At 40.6% G+C, this 16,867-nt stretch carries 20 protein-coding genes; 18 read left to right on the top strand and 2 right to left on the bottom strand.

Annotated features, from left to right (window positions below; all coding sequences use genetic code 11):
- Positions 1-556 precede the first annotated feature (556 nt).
- Positions 557-1,525: an alpha/beta hydrolase family protein gene (locus MHI11_RS19085; RefSeq protein WP_106066990.1), complete on the top strand. Its 969-nt coding sequence runs from the start codon at positions 557-559 to the stop codon at positions 1,523-1,525.
- 4 nt (positions 1,526-1,529) lie between these two features.
- Positions 1,530-2,066, top strand: coding sequence for a hypothetical protein (locus MHI11_RS19080; protein WP_052465521.1), 537 nt, complete (start codon positions 1,530-1,532; stop codon positions 2,064-2,066).
- A 97-nt stretch (positions 2,067-2,163) separates the two neighbouring features.
- Here MHI11_RS19080 and hemQ read toward each other — a convergent pair whose 3' ends face one another.
- Positions 2,164-2,934, bottom strand: a complete 771-nt coding sequence (hemQ, locus tag MHI11_RS19075) for a hydrogen peroxide-dependent heme synthase (RefSeq protein WP_106032086.1) — start codon at positions 2,932-2,934, stop codon at positions 2,164-2,166.
- 239 nt (positions 2,935-3,173) lie between these two features.
- Here hemQ and pta point away from each other — a divergent pair, with 239 nt between their 5' ends.
- The 13 genes from pta (at position 3,174) to MHI11_RS19010 (ending at position 13,435) form a co-directional block, all read left to right on the top strand.
- Complete coding sequence (gene pta, locus MHI11_RS19070; protein ID WP_003215086.1) at positions 3,174-4,145, top strand: phosphate acetyltransferase; 972 nt, start codon at positions 3,174-3,176, stop codon at positions 4,143-4,145.
- Positions 4,146-4,278: 133 nt separating this feature from the next.
- Positions 4,279-5,130, top strand: coding sequence for a MurR/RpiR family transcriptional regulator (locus MHI11_RS19065; protein WP_065097818.1), 852 nt, complete (start codon positions 4,279-4,281; stop codon positions 5,128-5,130).
- A 142-nt stretch (positions 5,131-5,272) separates the two neighbouring features.
- Positions 5,273-5,944: an RraA family protein gene (locus MHI11_RS19060; RefSeq protein WP_106066991.1), complete on the top strand. Its 672-nt coding sequence runs from the start codon at positions 5,273-5,275 to the stop codon at positions 5,942-5,944.
- A 10-nt stretch (positions 5,945-5,954) separates the two neighbouring features.
- Positions 5,955-6,839 carry a prephenate dehydrogenase/arogenate dehydrogenase family protein gene (locus tag MHI11_RS19055; RefSeq protein WP_065097820.1) on the top strand — a complete coding sequence of 295 codons (885 nt, stop codon included), beginning with the start codon at positions 5,955-5,957 and terminating at the stop codon, positions 6,837-6,839.
- A gap of 36 nt (positions 6,840-6,875) precedes the next feature.
- Positions 6,876-8,210, top strand: a complete 1,335-nt coding sequence (locus tag MHI11_RS19050; protein ID WP_340962064.1) for a TRAP transporter large permease subunit — start codon at positions 6,876-6,878, stop codon at positions 8,208-8,210.
- A gap of 13 nt (positions 8,211-8,223) precedes the next feature.
- The gene (locus tag MHI11_RS19045) at positions 8,224-8,490 is read left to right on the top strand and encodes a hypothetical protein (protein ID WP_044140203.1); all 267 of its coding nucleotides are present in this window, start codon (positions 8,224-8,226) and stop codon (positions 8,488-8,490) included.
- A gap of 174 nt (positions 8,491-8,664) precedes the next feature.
- Positions 8,665-9,075 carry a YwqH-like family protein gene (locus MHI11_RS19040; RefSeq protein ID WP_340962060.1) on the top strand — a complete coding sequence of 137 codons (411 nt, stop codon included), beginning with the start codon at positions 8,665-8,667 and terminating at the stop codon, positions 9,073-9,075.
- Positions 9,068-9,346, top strand: a complete 279-nt coding sequence (locus tag MHI11_RS19035; RefSeq protein WP_340962058.1) for a YwqI/YxiC family protein — start codon at positions 9,068-9,070, stop codon at positions 9,344-9,346. The genes MHI11_RS19040 and MHI11_RS19035 overlap by 8 nt, the downstream gene beginning before the upstream one ends.
- A gap of 11 nt (positions 9,347-9,357) precedes the next feature.
- Complete coding sequence (locus MHI11_RS19030) at positions 9,358-11,070, top strand: T7SS effector LXG polymorphic toxin (protein WP_044140200.1); 1,713 nt, start codon at positions 9,358-9,360, stop codon at positions 11,068-11,070.
- Positions 11,071-11,091: 21 nt separating this feature from the next.
- Complete coding sequence (locus MHI11_RS19025; protein ID WP_044140199.1) at positions 11,092-11,409, top strand: hypothetical protein; 318 nt, start codon at positions 11,092-11,094, stop codon at positions 11,407-11,409.
- Between the two features lie 263 nt (positions 11,410-11,672).
- On the top strand, positions 11,673-12,062 hold the full coding sequence (locus tag MHI11_RS19020; protein ID WP_044140198.1) for an SMI1/KNR4 family protein: 390 nt from the start codon (positions 11,673-11,675) through the stop codon (positions 12,060-12,062).
- Positions 12,063-12,336: 274 nt separating this feature from the next.
- Entirely contained in the window at positions 12,337-13,182 is an 846-nt protein-coding gene (locus MHI11_RS19015; protein ID WP_111911782.1) for a lipoate--protein ligase family protein, read from the top strand.
- 19 nt (positions 13,183-13,201) lie between these two features.
- Entirely contained in the window at positions 13,202-13,435 is a 234-nt protein-coding gene (locus tag MHI11_RS19010) for a DUF5970 family protein (RefSeq protein WP_340962050.1), read from the top strand.
- Positions 13,436-13,469: 34 nt separating this feature from the next.
- Here the strand turns inward: MHI11_RS19010 and MHI11_RS19005 are convergent, their stop codons facing one another.
- On the bottom strand, positions 13,470-14,270 hold the full coding sequence (locus MHI11_RS19005) for an RsfA family transcriptional regulator (RefSeq protein WP_282059542.1): 801 nt from the start codon (positions 14,268-14,270) through the stop codon (positions 13,470-13,472).
- A 238-nt stretch (positions 14,271-14,508) separates the two neighbouring features.
- On the opposite strand from MHI11_RS19005, the gene MHI11_RS19000 reads away from it, so the two are divergent.
- The 3 genes from MHI11_RS19000 (at position 14,509) to MHI11_RS18990 (ending at position 16,731) form a co-directional block, all read left to right on the top strand.
- Positions 14,509-14,730: a DUF1450 domain-containing protein gene (locus MHI11_RS19000; RefSeq protein ID WP_003215259.1), complete on the top strand. Its 222-nt coding sequence runs from the start codon at positions 14,509-14,511 to the stop codon at positions 14,728-14,730.
- A 168-nt stretch (positions 14,731-14,898) separates the two neighbouring features.
- Positions 14,899-16,200, top strand: coding sequence for an HD domain-containing protein (locus MHI11_RS18995; RefSeq protein ID WP_007497716.1), 1,302 nt, complete (start codon positions 14,899-14,901; stop codon positions 16,198-16,200).
- A 30-nt stretch (positions 16,201-16,230) separates the two neighbouring features.
- Positions 16,231-16,731 (top strand): YwgA family protein, encoded by a 501-nt coding sequence (locus tag MHI11_RS18990; RefSeq protein ID WP_012011603.1) that lies wholly within the window; start codon positions 16,231-16,233, stop codon positions 16,729-16,731.
- Positions 16,732-16,867 lie beyond the last annotated feature (136 nt).

Below are 16,867 nucleotides of genomic sequence, written 5' to 3'. Positions count from 1 at the left end.
CTTTAAGGGAAAAAATAAAGCTGTCGAGATTTTCTCGACAGCCTGAGGACCTAGCTCAGGTCCTTTTTGTTCGTCTATCTGACTGATAGCTCATGATCGTTATGATGAGTCCAATGAAAGTTACAGCTGCAGCAAATAACGGCACAAGCTGCAAGACTGTCAAGCGCTACACCGCTGGCATTCCCGAAATTAAAGGCAGAATGGCTGAGGGCATATATAGAAAATAAAATTCTGTATTACAAGATATCTTAAACAGACTAAATGTATTTATAAAAATGTGAATTGTTAATAAGGTATTGTTGCTGATGTGAGTTTGTTGATTGTGGATTTATATTAATCTTTAAAATCTCTCAACCTATTGATATATATGCATCGATAAGGTCTTTTATGATTTCCCTTATATTTTTTGTCTTTATATCTTGTTTATTACACATCATTGGCTTACTAATGGGCTTTCATTCATCAATTTATTTATTTAATTTGTTTCCAAAAAAATAACCTTTTTTTGCTAAAATATTCGTATAGTAATAATTTGAGATTAAAGGAGTCAATTCTTTTGAAGCTTTTAAAAGTAATAGATTACGCAGCATTAATGGGTATGCACAGAACAAGAAGCAAAGAAAGTCACTATAATAATTTGCCTATTGACGTAGGTAATAGGGATCGTTTTTTTGGTGCTCAGCCAATTGATTTAGAATTTCACATCAATAACCATACAGCAAACTTAAAAAGTGGAATATTTTCTTTTAATTCAAGCATCAAATCTGGTGAAGATAAGAATGACAAGGTTTCTGGGGAAGTGTTTTTACGAAAAGAGTCAAAGTACAAGCCCAATGTAATCTTCGTACATGGATGGCGAATGGATTCATACGACAGAATCAAGAAGATTTATCACGATAAGATCGTTAAAAATTATGATTGGAATATGTATTACTACACGCTGCCTTATCATTTCAATAGGGAACCACAAAATTCAACATATTCTGGTGAACAGATGATTAGCGCCAATATAAGTCGAACAGTGCAATCCTCCCAGCAAGCTATTGTTGAACTTAGAGGGCTGATTAAATGGATCAAGGAAAACGAAGGCGGAGAAATAATAATAGTTGGCATTAGTTTAGGAGGGTGGCTAACAAACTTATTAGCAACAGTCGAGAAAGACGTGAATATTGTTGTATCAGCTTTTTATGCGAACAATATTGCGCATTCCATTTGGAATACTCTTCCTGGCAAGTATATACGAAGAGATCTGGAGGAACATGGAACAACGTATGAAGAACTCGACAAAGCTTGGGACATTATGAACCCTAGTAAAGCAAAACTTCTCGTAGACAAAGAAAATGTACTCTTAATATCAGGAAAATATGACATGTATATCGACATAAACGATGCTGATACTCTGTGGAATAGCTGGAATCAATCTAAAAGGCACGTATACAGTTGTGGGCATGCTGGAATTGTTCTATCTAGAAATAGAATAGCAGCTGACACACTTCAATTTATTGAAAGTAGGCTAAGGAAATAAAATGATGTTCATCCTAACTGCATTGTTGTGGGCCATGAGTTTAGTTTTGTTTCTTACTTATCCTGAAAATGAAAAAACAAGATGGGGTAGATTTATTGGATTTTTTGGTGGTTTTGGTGGTTTAAGTGTAATTTTGTCATATTACTTGGATGGTTCATCTAGCCATTTACAGCTAATCCATTACATTACATCATCTATTGGACACTATGGAACAGCATATGCAATTATGATTTTCGACCTTGTGTTCTCAGAAATAATCACAAGTAAAAAGCGAAGTTTCATTTGGAAAATAATTTTGTTCATACCCGTAATCATTATGCAGATTTACTTTACGGAATTTCCTCAATGGCAAACACATCATGTAGTTCTTTCTTTATGGGTCGTACCATATGTCTTTATTTCAATAGGTTTGATGGTTTATGCAGCATATACAGAAAAGAGTATAACAAGCAAAAGACAAAAGGTTTATACATGTCTAGTTGTTGTTCCAACACTTGATGACACATTCAGTCATGCCAATCGAAAACGCACCGAGCGTTAAAGCAAAAAGAGCAATGGGGAAGTTTTTCATGATGTGATCACCCTTCTAAAAAAATATATAAAAAGGCTTCGGAAAGATCCGAAGCCTTAAGAGTTTATCATACATGAAAATAAGACGCCAGCTGCTCGTTTGCTAATCGGTTTCCGACAAAGAAAGAACCAAATTCGCCGTAGCGTGCACTGACTTCATCAAAGCGCATTTCATAAACCAATTTTTTGAATTGAAGCACATCGTCAGAGAAAAGAGTGACGCCCCACTCATAATCATCAAAACCGACGGAGCCTGTAATGATCTGCTTTACTTTCCCAGCATAACTGCGGCCAATTAAGCCGTGGCTTCTCATGAGTGATTTACGCTCATCCATAGAGAGCATGTACCAGTTGTCGTTGCCGGAACGTCTTTTATCCATTGGATAGAAGCATACGTATTGAGAAGAAGGGAGCTCTGGGTATAGACGCGCACGTACATGTGGGTTCTCGTAAGGATCTCCGCCATCTCCGCCTCCTGCTAAGTAGTTGCTGAGTTCAACAACTGAAACGTACGAATAAGCTGGGATCGTAAATTCTGCTAGTCGTGTCTTGTTGAATTCAAGTTCAATTTCACCCAGTTCTTCCATGGTTGGACGCAAAATCATGAGCATAATATCTGCTTTTTGGCCGACAATACTATAGATTGTTTGGCTTCCAGCCTGATCGTGCTCAGCTGTTTTCCATTTTTCTAATAGACCTGTGAATTCATGAAGAATCGCTTGGCGCTCATCACTTGTCAGCAGCTTCCAAGCTGTCCAGTCAAAGGTTCTAAAATCATGCAGTGCATACCAGCCGTCTAGTGTTTGAGCTGCTTCATTGGTTGTATGTTGTTCGCTCATTTTTTTCACTCCTATTTACAGTTTTCCATCTGTTCCAACTATAACATAGTTTGTCCAAATGAAGATGTGATCAAAACTTGAACGACGAAGTCAGCTGTATGGAAATTGATTTAATTAGTTTGAAAAATAAGAATTTAATATGTAAGCGCTATAATGTAAGTTGGTAGTTTGAATTTATGTAGAAGAAGAGTATGCTTAAAAGAGAACGCTTTTTTTGTAAAATCAAGGAGGGTATATAAGTGGCAGATATTTTTTCAACAGTTCAGGAAAAGGTTGCAGGTAAAGGAGTAAAGATCGTTTTTCCTGAGGGAATGGACGAACGCATTCTAACAGCCGTTCAAAAACTAGCAGATGGCAAAGTCTTGCAGCCAATTGTTGTAGGTAAAACACAAGAAGTTGAAGCAAAAGCAAAAGAATTAGGTCTTACACTTGATGGTGTTGACGTGTATGATCCTCATACATATGAAGGTTTTGAAGAGCTTGTACAAGCTTTCGTAGAAAGACGTAAAGGCAAAGCAACTGAAGAGCAAGCAAGAAAAGCATTACTAGATGAAAACTACTTCGGTACGATGCTTGTGTACAAAGGTCTTGCAGACGGACTTGTGAGCGGTGCAGCACACTCAACTGCTGACACAGTACGCCCAGCACTTCAAATCATTAAAACAAAAGAAGGCGTAAAGAAAACATCTGGCGTCTTCATCATGGCTCGCGGCGAAGAGCAATATGTGTTTGCTGATTGTGCAATCAACATTGCACCAGACAGCCAAGATCTAGCTGAAATTGCAATCGAAAGTGCAAACACAGCCAAAATGTTCGACATCGAACCACGTGTGGCAATGCTTAGCTTCTCTACAAAAGGCTCAGCAAAATCAGACGAAACAGAAAAAGTATCTGAAGCAGTTCGTATTGCAAAAGAAAAGGCACCTGAGCTTGTACTTGATGGGGAATTCCAATTCGATGCAGCTTTCGTTCCTTCAGTAGCAGCGAAAAAAGCACCAGATTCCGTCATTAAAGGCGATGCTAGCGTATTTGTTTTCCCTAGCCTAGAAGCTGGAAACATCGGCTACAAAATTGCACAGCGCTTAGGTAACTTTGAAGCTGTAGGTCCAATCTTGCAAGGCTTAAACCAACCAGTAAACGACCTTTCAAGAGGCTGTAATGCCGAAGACGTTTACAACCTTGCGCTTATCACAGCAGCTCAAGCACTATAAAATAGCATCTCGGCTAAAACAGTCAGCGCGATAGATTCGTGCTGGCTGTTTTTTTATTTTGGACAAATGTGTACAATATAGAAAGAAAACAATCTGATCGTAGATAAAGCCGATAGGATGGGCAGGTGCTAAAATGGAGGATTTAATATATAAGCTTCAGCATAAGGTCGCTTTTTTAACTGATGCACAGAGGAGAATTGCAGATTATATCGTACAACATCCAATGGAGGTCGCTTTTTTAACTGTCGATAAATTAGCGTCAAAAGTCGGGACGAGTACAGCAACCATCATGCGATTCTCTGCTGCTGTGGGGTATTCTGGTTTTTCTGAGTTTCAAAAAGAGCTCCAATCAGCTATGAAGCATAAAGCCGACCCTCAAACAAGACTTGAGGCGAATCTCAAGCATTCAAATAAGAGTAAGCTCCTGCATAACCATGTAGAACTGCAATTTCAAAATATCCAGTACGCATTGGACAATATCACGGAAGAAACCTTTCAACAAATTGTTGGGAAAATAGCCAACGCGCGCCACGTTTTGTGTACAAGTGTCCGAAGTGGAAGACCTGTTGGCGAGTACATGTCATTAGGAATCAATCGGCTATTGGGGAATTGCCAGTATATTGATGCAGATCAAAGTGACTGGGTGGATGATTTGGTTCATTTCAACTCGGATGATTTCATTATAGCTGTCAGCTATCCGCGCTATGCAAAGCGTATGAAGGATTTGATGGAAGCAGCGAAGTCTTATGGAGTGGAAGTCCTTTTAATTACAGACAGTTACAGCTCTCCACTAACCAAATATGCACAATATGTATTACCGTGTTCCTCAGCAAGTGTAGGCTCTCATAACTCTGTCGTATCTGCTATCTTTATCGTCGATTTCATCTTAAGTGCATTAGCGATGAATGATCCTGAAAGAACAAAACCACGTTTAGATCAAATCAATCATATGTTAACGAAAATGAGTTATCACACAACACAATAGTCGTGTGGGGACTCATTTTTTATTTTTTGAAAGCGCTTTACTAATTAAAAATGAGATGGTATGATCATATCACGAAAGTAATATATATTACTTTAAATGAATTAAATGTAATGAATATAACTCAAAGGGGATGATGGAAACAATGAGTACTGTTCATTTCGTGTCAAATGATCTTATAGCTAGGGCAAGAAAGCTTAACTCGACCTTGCTGTCAGACGTGATGGGATGCACCGGCGCGATGGATCATCAAATCAAACCAGTTGCGAGAGGCATGAATGTAGTCGGCACAGCTTTTACCGTGAGCTTACGGCCAGGAGATAATCTGTTTCTTCACCAAGCGATTTATTCTGCACAAGTAGGCGATGTACTCATTGTTGATGGGAAAGATCATAGGGGTCACGCATATTTAGGAGAATTGATGGCTAGTTCAGCAAAAGCTGTTGGAATAGAAGGAATCGTGATCGACGGTCTTGTCCGCGATAAAGTCGCTTTAGAGGAATTAGCTTTTCCAATCTATAGCAAGGGGTTCACGCCGAATGGACCTTTTAAGGATGGTCCTGGTGAATTGAATGAAATCATCTCGTGTGGAGGGGTCAAAGTATCACCAGGTGACTTGGTCGTTGCAGATGATGATGGAGTAGTGATTGTCCCGAAAGAGAAAGCAGAAGAGATGCTGTCACTAGCTGAAGAGAAACTAGCGTATGAAAACCAAAGATTAAAAACCATTCAACATTATATGAGCGAAGGAAAGCAGGATATCAGTCTCTTAGCGCCTGCATGGCTAGAGGGCAGAATGAAAAAATTCCAGGGATAGGGGAATTGTGATGAAGATAGGCTTTATCGGTTATGGAGAAGCTGCATATGAGCTGTCAACGGGATTGAAAACAGAAGGATTAGATCATTTTTATGCGTATGATGTACTATTACAGAATGAGAAACATGCTGGAACAATGAAAGAAAAAGCAGCCCGCACAGGCGTCGAATTAACAAGTAATGTGAGTGAAGTCATTGGAAAATCTGATATTGTTATTGCGGCTGTGCCAGCGAATAAAACCTTAGAAGTGGCTCAATCCGTATTAGATAGTTTGAAAAAAAATCAAGTATATGTGGATGTGTCGGCATCAACTCCAGATATCAAAAAACAAGTGGCAAACGAAATTGAAAAGCAAGAAGCTCTATTTGTAGATGTTGCCATGCTAGGATCTCTTCCAGTTAACAAACACAAGGTTCCAATCACTGCTAGCGGCAGTGGAACAGATCGATTCATTGAATTAACGAAAGAATACGGTATGAATATTACAAAAATCAGTGATCAGCCAGGAGATGCCTCAGCCTTAAAGCTAATAAGAAGCATTTATATGAAAGGGATTGTCGGTTTACTCATTGAACTTTTGGAAATTTCCAAAAAATATAATGTCGAAGATCAAGTGATTTCTTCACTAAGCGAAACGCTGGACAGCAAAAGTTTTGAAGAGACGATGAATCGTCTTGTGACAGGAAGTGCATTACATGCAAAAAGACGAGCGGTCGAACTACTTGGCTCTATTGAAATGCTGGATTCAGCTCATATTGATGCGAGCATGTCCCGGGCAGCACAACAGAAGCTAGAGAGATTAGCAGATTTTCAATTCGTTGAACGGTTTAATGGGGAAAAACCAGCCAGCTGGGAAGAAGTCATTGACGTGATGCAGCAAGGGCGATTTTTGTAAGCGCTTTATCAAAATAAGGGGAGGCGAAGAAACGACATGGGTTTTATTGCATTGATTGTATTCATAGCCGTCATCATTATATGGAATGTCATCGTGAAACGAAATATGGGAGAAGCCATGCTATTAGGCTTTATTGCAACCACTTTGTTTGGCGGAATGGATGCATTAAGACTTTTCTGGGATGGTTTAATATTTGCATCCACATATGAGGTGCTTTATGCAGCCGTTGCGTTTGTATTCATGGCCTATTTAATCGAAAAGCTGGAATTAATTCACGCACTCTTGCGCATCCTGAATTCGGTTGTCGGCAAGCTTCCTGGGGGAGTTGCTTATATGAGTACGTTAGGTTCAGCAGTGTTAGGTGCTCTTTCAGGTTCAAATTCTGCAAACACAGCTGCCACTGGCTCTATCACGGCCTCTTGGATGATTAAATCAGGCTGGAGCCGAACCCATACGGCCACGATTCTAGCCGGGAATGGCGGACTTGGAGCGGCACTGCCTCCGAACTCTTCCATGTTTATCATGCTGGGCTTTGCACCAGTTGCAGCCCTTGTATCTGAAGGTGATTTATATATTGCTCTTTTAATAGGAGGACTGTATCAAGTCGTATACCGGTTTATTCTTGTGTATATTCTGGTGAGAAAAAATAAAATTCAAGCGATGCCGCCAGATGATATTGTCCCTTTTAGAGAAGCTGTGAAAAAAGGGTGGAAGTCGATCTTTATTTTTTTCGGTGCATTGATCCCGATTATCATGACGATTGGTCCACTTGCAAATTATTTAAAAAGTAATCCAAACATTGGACCAGAGGCAATGGATCAAATTTCTTTAATTACGTGGATTCCAATTCTCATGATGCTGATTAGTTTAACAATTGGAAGAAAAAAGGCGTCTGCTTTAGATTGGTCTAAGTTTTTCAAGTCGGCCATTCCTAAGTTTACAACGATTGGAGCATTGATGCTGTTTGCTGTTGCTGCTAGTCAGGTGCTTGCTGAATTAGGACTCGCAGAAGATTTGACGCAAATCACATCAGTACTTGCCATTCCGAAGTGGCTCATGGTGCTCATTGTTGGTGTTCTTGTCACGCTGGTAGCTGGACCATTATCTTCAACTGCCACATTAACAGCTGTTGGACTTGTCTCATTTTCAGCTTTAATCTCAGTCGGAGTAGATCCAGTTGTCGCTGTTGTCGCCATTCTTGCCTTTTCATCAACAGAAGGCGCTTCCCCGCCGGCATCAGGATCAATTTTTATCGCTTCTGGTCTTGCAGGAGCCCGGCCGGAGAAAACATTTATACCACTCATTCTTTACTATATGCTGCCGATTGTAGGAATTGGCTGGCTCATCGGAATGGGCATACTTCCAGTATAGAAAGGAGAAACATATGAGAGCATTGATGGAATGTTTATTTAAAGTGCTGCTTGTCCTTTTCTTAACGTCAGGTACCCTGTTGGTATTCGGTCAAATACTAGGGATTCTCTTGCAAAATGGAGATTTGATCATAGCAAGTACGAACCTATTCAAAAATCCAACACTGGTGTTAAGCGCTTTTTTTAGTCTTGTCGGTTTCTCTCTTCATTATATTCCTGAAAAGCAAAACACGTCATTTAGCGATCAACCATCAGCATCAGCTGGTGATTCGGTCAAATAAGCGTCAAAAGCTGGATTCAGTTGGTGGATTCAGCTTTTTTGCGCGTGTGAATTAGGTATAAAAACCCAATACCTACGATTCATTTTTCGTTGAATTCGTTTTCAATCATATGCCTCTTGTGCTAGGAAATGGTAACATAACGGAGGACTATTTGAGGAATAGAGGTGTTTGACGATGTCTGGAGCTATCATCGGTTATACAACAGCCTTGTATTCGTTAAAGGCAGACATATCCATAAAAAAAGAACAAATCATAGAATTGAGCATGTGTCGAAAAGAAATAAAAGAAGCAAAGTCTACTCTGGCAGATGCTAACAAGAAAATGACTTATCCATATCTGACATCACATACATGGTTTGGCCATCTTGCAGATACGTTTGATGACATTCGAGACGAGATGGCATCCGCCAGTCAAGAGATAAAAGGTGTACAGCTGATTAATCTAGTGAATCGAATTGATGAGAAAATCAGTGACTTAAAATCAGAGATTCATACGTTAGAACATGAGATCCATTCTGTTGAAAGAAAAATAGAGAAAGAAAAGCAGAAACAATTGGAAGAAAAAAGAGGGAATTCACATGAGTAGAGAAATCAAAATAGATGCCAGTGAAATCAAACGAGTTTTACAACATGCAAAACAATCAGGCGCTCAAATGAATGCAAAACTTCCAACATCCATCAAAGGGAGAAACCAGCTCATAGAAGCAGACACATTAGAAAAAATCAATCAACAGTTGAACGAATTAAGTACATCCTACATAGGCATTCTTCAGAAACAGCTTGTACAAACAGAACAAGCGGTGAACACCATGATCGAAACGGACAAGGCGCTTGCCTCCAGCAGTAAAAGAAAATAAAGGAGAACGCAATGAAAACCCTTGACGCTTTTGCGCTAATAAACGGAATTGACCAAACGCTGAATACATTAAAGCAGCAATCACAACAAATCAGCTCCATAGAAAAACAAATCCATCAGATCATCTCACTTGATGGCGCACTAAAGGGAGAGGCGGGACAAGCCATCCGCTCCTTTTATACAGAATGTCATATTCCCTTCCTGCAATTCTTTCAGGTCGTCATTGAGGAATACAGCACTGCGCTGAAAAGCACAAAACAGGCGCTTCATGCTCTTGAACCAAATCAGCACGGCTTGATCTCACAATCATTTATTGAACACGAACTAGATCAAGGATTAAAAAAAGCCGAGCGCACGATATCTGAGATTGTAACGGATGTAAACCATGCCATCGGCAGAATTGGTCATATTGTTCATTTGCCAAATGTAGACGAATCAGCTTTTCAGCAGAGCTATCAAAAAGCCTGGCTCGAGACCTCAAGAACCATTGGTCTGCTTCATGCATTTGACCGAGAGCAGACAAGCGCTTTGCAAGAAACAAAAAGCTCCCTTCAAACAATGAAGCAATTCATCAACACGTTAAGCACCATGTTCACCGGCCCAAAAATCGACATCACCACCTATCAAAAAGGGTCTATTTTCAAAGATGGAAAAGAAGAAAAAATAAGCAGCAACGTCGGTGGATTGAATGACAAAATAGACAATCTGAAAGACAATAATCCGATGATGATCATGCTGAAGAAACTGAGAGAGAAAGAACGGACGGATGTGGAGACGGTTGTTCTGGATGACACACATAAATACATCAACAAACAAGTCACAGTCAACGACCCATCCTTTACGACATTGCAAAGGGAAGCCGTGAACGGGAAAAACAAGATTCATAGAGACATCAGGGTCATAAATGGTAAACTATACAACGTCAAAGGCATTAAAAAATTAAAAGAATTCGATATCGCAGATGAAGTTGTCACCGACTCATCCGATATTGATTTTATTGGCGGCCGATACACCGTTTACGCCAATAAACAAATCATCCGAACGTATATCGCAAACGGTGAAGTAAGAATAGAAGAAGTAGACAAAATCCCAGAAAGCCGGAGCCGAGGCAACGCGAAGCGCATATTAGACGGTGAAGTTGTCTCAACAACCGAAAACATCATCCTAGAATACAGCGGAATCTACGACGGTTATCGAGCCGTAACCGGCAAAGACCCCGAAACCAGCCAAAACATCAGCAGAACAGAACAAGCTCTGTCCGCAGCTTCTATTATTCCATTTATGAAAATCATTAAGGGCGGGAAATATGTTTTTAAAATTGATCAAGGGGAGAAAGTGGTCAAGAAGGTTGAGAAGCCGACTAGCGTTACAGGTCAAGTTGGTTGGAGTTTGTCAAAGGGCGGAGGAATAATAAATCAAAGAAAATATTCTCAGCATGCTCTAGAAAGAATGGCACCAAATATTCCTGAAGTAAGGGCAACCTTAACAAGAAGAGCATTAAAAAAAGCTGATGAATTAGGTTATCAGCCGCAAACAAAGGACTTCAATGATTTTATAAAAAAATATGTAGATCCAAGAGATATTCCGCCTTCTGTTATTGAGGATGCTATAAAGAATACCAATAAGATACCTGGCCATAGAAAAGGAACTTTTGTTCACGATACACAGGATGTAAGAGTTGTTATAAATGAATTTGGTGATGTTATTACAGTTATCCCTAAATAATGAGTAAAAGGGTGAATGGAAATGTTTATAAAATATGATGAATATGATTTATTAGAACTTTTTCAAAGTGAGCCAGTTAGTATTACGGGCAATTTAGATGATGGAGAGTACATTTATTCTTATGAAGACGATCTGAATTTCAAATTAATTTTATCCCTTGATGTATATAAACAAACAATTAGTATAAGTATTACATTTAATGATTTTGTAGTTTTTTCAGGTGAGTTCTCTCACGTAACCAGCATAAAAAGAAATGACCGGACTCTGATTGTGTATGTGAATGAGGAAGAAACTCTAAAAGTTAAATTTTACAATCAAGTGGGTGTTGAGTTAATTTAATTGATATTTAAATGTTTTTTAGATTTATCTACATGGCAGATTGTATAAAAACATGAACGAACTCGTTTACTCATTAAAGTCGTAAGACTAATCATGAGGTGCGGTTCTTTAATTGGAACATTAATTTTAATAGATGGTTAGAAAGTATTGAAAATTGATCTCATCATTTTCTATTAAAGGTGCTGCTGTGGATGTATAAAAGGATCATGACAAAATTAGCTGTTTAAAAGCTAGTTCAACCCTTTAGTAGGAGGCTTTCCAAAATGATCAACTTCTCTCAAAATCCCAACAATCCTGAACCAGCAAGTGACAAACACATCAAAGAGGCAGAATCCCAATTAAACATGGTGCTGCCTGATGCTTATAAGACCTTACTCAAACAGACGAATGGATGTTCCATTGGAGGCGATGTCCTACTATACGGGACGGGGGATATAGTGGAACGCAATGCAACGTGGGAAGTCCATCATTATGCATACGGCTTTGTGGCGATTGGCGACGATGGCGGCGGACAAGTATTTCTCATGCGTTTGGCTGAGGATGAGAAAAAGGTATGGATTGTGGACGCTGGTATAATGGACCCTCAGCATGCGGAGATGATGACCGAAAACTTGATGAAATGGGTAAGTGATGGCTGTATCATAGAAACATGATCCATAAAGGAGATGATCGATTTGCCTTGGAACACATTGATCGCTGCCGGCCTCATGGTTGGGGTACCTTTCATTTTGTTCGCCACTGTTTATTTCATCATGAAAACCAAGAACAAGAAATCCAAATCATCCAACTGAAACGCTCTGTGACGCCCAATGTCATAGAGCTTTTTTGAAATGAACAAATGCCATGTCCCTCATTTTCCCTCCATTCATCCCATGTTCCTTCCATGTTATAATAAACACAGTTTATGAACGAGAGGATATGCAGGACATGAAAAATGAACCTATTGAGTTACTGACACAGCCGAAATGGCGAATCATAGATCAGTCAAGCCTCGGTCTCTATGTAGACCCGAAGCAATCCTTTGCGATGGATGATACGCTTTGTGCGTCGGTCGGGAAGGGGCTCTCACCAGCAACAGCCCGTTCTTGGGTGCATCACAATACAATTGTGCTTGGGATTCAGGATACAAGACTTCCATTTCTGCAAGATGGCGTGAAGTTGCTTGAGGAAGAGGGCTATCGCGTCATTGTACGCAATTCAGGCGGACTTGCTGTGGTGCTGGATGAAGGTGTCTTGAATGTATCGTTAATTTTTGCGGAACAAAAGAAGGGCATTGATATTGACCGCGGGTATGATGCGATGGTGGAATTGGTACGCCGGATGCTGTCTAAGTATGAGGTGGACATTGAAGCTTATGAGATTGTCGGCTCTTATTGTCCTGGCAGCTATGATCTAAGCATCAATGGAAAGAAATTTGCAGGCATTTCTCAACGTAGATTACGCGGTGGAGTTGCTGTGCAAATTTATTTGTGTGCAGATGGAAGCGGGCGGGAACGTGCCGACTTAATCCGCCGTTTTTATGATGCCGCCTTAAAGGATAAACGGCAAGAAGTGAAGGCAGTATTTCCTGATATACAGCCAGATACGATGGCGTCTTTATCAGAATTAACTGGAGAACCAATTGATTGTGCGCTTCTTATGCGTCTTTTACTAGAAGAGCTTCAAACGCTCAGTGATCAGCTGACAGCGTCAGGACTAAACGCAGAAGAACAGCTTGAATTTGAAAAAAACATGACGCGGATGATTGAGCGGAATGAAAAGGTGTTTTCGTAAAAAGAAAGGAAGGGTTCTGGTGAAATCCAAAAACGGCGGTTACCTCTATTTACTATGGCTTCCTGTTATCATGGGAGCCGGCTACGGCATTTCGCTTTTGGTGCCGTTTCTTCAGCCTGTACTGACACTTGGCATCGCAGGTCTTTATATGTTTATATTTGGTGATTTTCAGGTGAGACAAGTCAGGTATATTTTTATGTTCGTCTTTTTGATTAATGTCCTATTTAGTGTGATGCTATTTTTGGGCATTTAAAAAAGTGCTTCCCGCAGATGGGGAGCACTTTTTGTTATTCTGCCATTTTTTCGAGGTTGCCGTTCCGGTCCATTTTAAAGGTTGGAGCGGCAGTGTCGTCCTCTTCAAACAAAACTAGTTTTCTTGCACGGTTCATGATTTTGACGAGTGTTTCATAATCTTCTTGAATGGTGAGTTGATCCTTTTCAAGCTTTTTCACTTCTGTTTCTAGCTGTGTGACTTTATGTGAAAGTTCGTTGTTTTCTCGTTTTAACCGGCTGTTTTCCATGCGTAAGGCAGACGATTGCTGTCCATCGCCTTCATAGCGGCGCAAGAAATCAATGACATCTTCGATGGTTAAATCCTGTTGCTGCCTAAAGGGATTGGCTTCTGGCTTTTTCTCTACGACATGAGAAGCCTGTGACAATAAATGTGATAAACTAGCTAACTCTTCATTGTAGCTTTGGTCTACAAACTGGAGCTGCTCGGCTGTTTCAGATGCTGGTGCAAACGTTTCCTCCTGCGCTGGTTCCAGCTCCTGTGAGAATTCCTCTTGCGTGACTGTTTCTTCTACTTGCGGCTGATAGAGTAATCGTTTCTTTGCAGGCTGACCATTGCCAAGTGCGCGCATCCGCTGTTTTCTTTGTTTTTTGGCAAGTGCTAACGCTTTTTCATATTGATGCCTCACAACAGCATTCCATCTAAAACCGCATGCCGCTGAGGTACGGTTCAGCTTGTCTCCTACTTCTTCAAACGCATTCAGCTGTGTGCTGCCTTCTCTGACGTGACGTAAGACGGTTTCTGCCAAAAGAAGATCATCTTCCTCTGACCAAGCATCTTGTCTTTGTTTTGACATGTTTAAACCCCCATATGATTTGATGGTATTAGATTAGCCAAGTTCAAGAAAGTTTATACAAGTTTGCTAAAAGGATAGTGGAAAATACTAGCTTTTATGTGAGCATGCTTCGGCGTTTACAAAGCGTCTTGCAAGTCCAGCCGCTTCGATGTACAATGTTGGGTGGTATATTAAGACTCTTGGTTGTCCAACTGTTTCATATAAAATGAAGTTCATCATTGAAAGGAAGCGTAAGACCATGGCTAATGAGTTTCGCGTATGTGACGATTGCGATGCGACGAACCTAAAGACGTTGCTGCCTCGACTCAAATCGGTTGACCCTGATGCAAAAATTGAAATTGGCTGTCAATCCTATTGTGGTCCAGGACGAAAAAAGGCTTTTGCGTTTGTGAACAATCGCCCATTATCCGCACCAACAGAAGATGAGTTACTCGAAAAGGTTCAAAAAAAAGTCAAATAAATGTCACTGAATGTGTTCAGTCGACCTAAAAAGAGGTCCGCCCCTGTCAGGTCGGGCTTTTTACGTCCGTGCAATGGTTGAGAACACATTCACGAGCAATCAAGGATGTTTTCGGGAAAAGTTACCCGATATAATAGAAACACGTCTTAAAAAAAGAGGGACGAAACGATGGCGTATCCAAAAGGGAAATTATCTGAGGAAAAGGTATTTAAAGATCCTGTGCACCGTTATGTTCACGTACGGGACGCATTAATATGGGATTTAATAGGAACAAGAGAATTTCAGCGCCTGCGCCGAATTAAACAGCTAGGAACCACTTATTTGACGTTTCATGGTGCAGAACACAGCCGTTTCAATCATTCACTCGGTGTATATGAGATTGTGAGACGGATTGTGGATGATGTATTCAAAGGACGGCCGGAATGGGATGAGGGAGAACGCGAGCTTGTCCTGAGTGCGGCCTTGCTTCATGACCTCGGACATGGACCATTTTCTCATTCCTTTGAAAAGGTCTTCCACTTAGATCATGAATCGTTTACAAGAGATATTATTTTAGGGCAAACCGAAGTCAATGAAGTGCTTCGCCGGGTGAGTGATGATTTCCCGAAGCATGTGGCGGAAGTGATTGCCAAGACGTATCAAAACAAACAGGTGGTCAGTTTGATCTCAAGTCAAATTGATGCCGACCGTATGGACTATTTGCAGCGTGATGCCTACTATACAGGCGTGAGCTACGGCCATTTTGATATGGAACGTATTTTGCGCGTGATGCGTCCGAGAGAAGATCAGATTGTGATGAAGCAGAGCGGGATGCATGCGGTCGAGGATTATATTATGAGCCGCTATCAAATGTACTGGCAAGTCTATTTCCACCCAGTGACACGCAGTGCGGAAGTCATTTTAACGAAAATTCTCCACCGTGCAAAAGAGCTGCATGAAACGGGCTATATTTTCACACATGCCCCTGTTCATTTTTATTCGATTTTCGAGGGGAATGTCACCACAGAGGACTATATTAAACTGGATGAGTCCATTGTCTTATTTTATTTTCAGGCGTGGGAAGATGAAGAAGATCACGTGCTGGCTGATTTGTGCCGCCGTTTTATGAACCGCCGATTGTTCCAATATACAGAGTTTAATCCGAATGAAGAAATGACGAAATATTTCAAGCTGACCGCCTTGTTCAAGGAGGCAGGCATTGATCCTGACTATTATTTAGTCGTCGACTCTTCCTCTGACTTGCCATACGACTTCTACAGACCAGGGGAGGAAGAAGAGAGACTGCCGATCCACCTTTTGACGCAAAGTGGTCATATTAAAGAGCTGTCGAGACAGTCAGATATTGTTGATGCCATTTCCGGTAAACGAAGAACCGATCATAAACTTTATTTCCCGATGGACTTAATTGTAGATATGTCGGAAAAAGCTGAAGAAAAGAAGGCGATCATGAAGCTGCTTGGATTGGGATAAGGAAGTACTGAAAAAGGAGATGTCGGGAATTTGTTGAAAGAGCATGCAAAGTTGATGAAGGTATTCTCTGAATCCGGGGAAATCGTTGGACGGAAGAAGCTGCAAAAGATGATTTACATAGCAAAAAAGCTAGATTTGCCTTTTTACGAGAAATACGATTTTCACTTTTATGGCCCCTATTCAGAGGAGTTGACGCTCAGAATTGAAGAGCTGTGCAACCTTGGATTCTTGGACGAAATGAAGGAAAAAAAAGGCGGATACTATCAATATCGCTATTCGCTGACGGACAATGGGAAAGAGTTTCTCGATCAGTGTGAAGTGGACATGCCTGACCTCAAAGTGCTGACGCAGCAGATGAACGAGCAGTCGTCTCGTTTCCTAGAGCTCGTCTCTACGATTTTATACTTTGATGATCTGCCAGAAGATGAGGTAAAGGAAAAGGTCTTCACCATTAAAAGCAAGCAGCGCTATACGGACGAAGAATTTGAGGATGCTCTTGCTTATATTGATCAGTTGAAGGAATTGAACTAGTTTCGCAAAAGCCCAGCATTTAGGGCTTTTTTTTGTTTTGTAAGACCCAGACCAAAAGCGCTATTTTTTGCTGAAATGTGTGCTGAAGGATCCGGAAAATTAGTGAATATGACGTATTTCGACTTTCTTCCTGTGT

This window comes from Bacillus sp. FSL K6-3312 (genome assembly GCF_038007485.1).
Classification (GTDB): domain Bacteria; phylum Bacillota; class Bacilli; order Bacillales; family Bacillaceae; genus Bacillus; species Bacillus pumilus.
This window is presented reverse-complemented; position numbering and strand designations above follow the sequence as displayed.

Bases quoted from the DNA above. Each gene is read 5' to 3' on its own strand.
- hemQ (WP_106032086.1), bottom strand. From the start codon at position 2,934: ATGAGCGAACAACATACAACCAATGAAGCAGCTCAAACACTAGACGGC.
- MHI11_RS19055 (WP_065097820.1), top strand. From the start codon at position 5,955: ATGAAGATAGGCTTTATCGGTTATGGAGAAGCTGCATATGAGCTGTCA.
- MHI11_RS19000 (WP_003215259.1), top strand. From the start codon at position 14,509: ATGGCTAATGAGTTTCGCGTATGTGACGATTGCGATGCGACGAACCTA.
- MHI11_RS19065 (WP_065097818.1), top strand. From the start codon at position 4,279: ATGGAGGATTTAATATATAAGCTTCAGCATAAGGTCGCTTTTTTAACT.
- MHI11_RS19035 (WP_340962058.1), top strand. From the start codon at position 9,068: ATGAGTAGAGAAATCAAAATAGATGCCAGTGAAATCAAACGAGTTTTA.
- MHI11_RS19080 (WP_052465521.1), top strand. From the start codon at position 1,530: ATGTTCATCCTAACTGCATTGTTGTGGGCCATGAGTTTAGTTTTGTTT.
- MHI11_RS19030 (WP_044140200.1), top strand. From the start codon at position 9,358: ATGAAAACCCTTGACGCTTTTGCGCTAATAAACGGAATTGACCAAACG.
- MHI11_RS19045 (WP_044140203.1), top strand. From the start codon at position 8,224: ATGAGAGCATTGATGGAATGTTTATTTAAAGTGCTGCTTGTCCTTTTC.
- MHI11_RS19020 (WP_044140198.1), top strand. From the start codon at position 11,673: ATGATCAACTTCTCTCAAAATCCCAACAATCCTGAACCAGCAAGTGAC.
- MHI11_RS19015 (WP_111911782.1), top strand. From the start codon at position 12,337: ATGAAAAATGAACCTATTGAGTTACTGACACAGCCGAAATGGCGAATC.
- MHI11_RS19060 (WP_106066991.1), top strand. From the start codon at position 5,273: ATGAGTACTGTTCATTTCGTGTCAAATGATCTTATAGCTAGGGCAAGA.
- MHI11_RS19050 (WP_340962064.1), top strand. From the start codon at position 6,876: ATGGGTTTTATTGCATTGATTGTATTCATAGCCGTCATCATTATATGG.
- MHI11_RS18995 (WP_007497716.1), top strand. From the start codon at position 14,899: ATGGCGTATCCAAAAGGGAAATTATCTGAGGAAAAGGTATTTAAAGAT.
- MHI11_RS19005 (WP_282059542.1), bottom strand. From the start codon at position 14,270: ATGTCAAAACAAAGACAAGATGCTTGGTCAGAGGAAGATGATCTTCTT.
- MHI11_RS19040 (WP_340962060.1), top strand. From the start codon at position 8,665: ATGTCTGGAGCTATCATCGGTTATACAACAGCCTTGTATTCGTTAAAG.
- MHI11_RS19025 (WP_044140199.1), top strand. From the start codon at position 11,092: ATGTTTATAAAATATGATGAATATGATTTATTAGAACTTTTTCAAAGT.